This window comes from Mesorhizobium sp. M0659 (genome assembly GCF_040320605.1).
Lineage (GTDB): Bacteria > Pseudomonadota > Alphaproteobacteria > Rhizobiales > Rhizobiaceae > Mesorhizobium.
Map to the genome: position 1 here is coordinate 1 of NZ_JAMYPY010000058.1, position 1091 is coordinate 1091.

At 61.1% G+C, this 1091-nt stretch carries 1 protein-coding gene; it reads left to right on the forward strand.

Translation table 11 applies throughout. The features are described 5' to 3' along the window. Nucleotides 1-623: 623 nt before the first annotated feature. On the forward strand, nt 624-1091 hold a 468-nt coding region (locus NKI31_RS31780), incomplete at its 3' end, for an ABC transporter transmembrane domain-containing protein (protein ID WP_352653452.1).

Here is a 1091-nt window from a genome sequence, read left to right on the forward strand (position 1 = left end):
CTCCGGCGAGCACGCCGGCGACATCATTGTCTACCAAAGCAGCTACACCGACAGACTCGCAACTCTGGCCTATGTCACCGCCGACGGCAGCGCGCACGAGTTCGCCCACCTGGGCGGTGTAGTCACCGTGGCCGACCTAGGCCTGACCGCGTCGGACTTCACCTTCGTTTGATCCAGAAACCCATACGGAACCGCGCCCGCCCCGCCCCCTGGGCGGGCGCTTTCCCGTTCCGCTACTTGCCTGGGCCGGGGCGCCCGAGGGGCGCCCGGGAGCAGTCGCAGCGTGGATAGCTTGACCAAGCCCTGCGCGTCGCGCTGGTCGTGCACCGAAATCTCCTGAAGGTGTGGAGGCGGATTCGCCTGTTCGGGCCCTTGCGGCCGACCACGATGAATCCCTTCCAAACCTTCAGCCGGACGGTGTTGTTGACCCGCTCCATTAAATGCCGGGACCAAACATATTCGGCGGGAGCACTGATCCTGAACCAGCGAGCGGATGCAGTCGGTTGCCGGTCGGGGAGCAATATAGGGAGCCGGGTCGCCAGCCTCCGGAGACTTACGTGACAACCATTCCAAAGGATTCAGCTTTGAGACCCTTCCCTCTGACTTCCGCGATTTGGGGCATTATGTTGATCAGCGGCGTGGTCAACGTGCTTGCGCTGATCTCGCCGCTGTTCATGCTTCAGGTCTATGACCGCGTTCTGGCAAGTGGCAGCGTATCCACGCTAGTGGGGCTCGTCGTGCTTGCTGCGGGGCTTTATGCGTTCCAATGCCTGCTCGACATTTTGCGCGCCCGCGTGCTGCTGCGGATTGGCGAGCGTTTCGATGGTCAGTTTTCCGGACGCGTTCACGATGCGATCGTTCGCCTTCCGCTTTCAACGCGCATGCCGGGCGACGGCTTGCAGCCGCTTCGCGATCTCGACAATGTTCGCGGCTTCTTAGGTGGAAACGGTCCGACAGCGTTCTTCGATCTGCCATGGATGCTGTTTTATCTCGGCATTTGCTTCCTCCTTCATTTCTGGATCGGCATGACGGCACTTATCGGGGCGGTCGGTCTCACATCTCTGACACTCCTTGCCAACACTCTCTCGCAA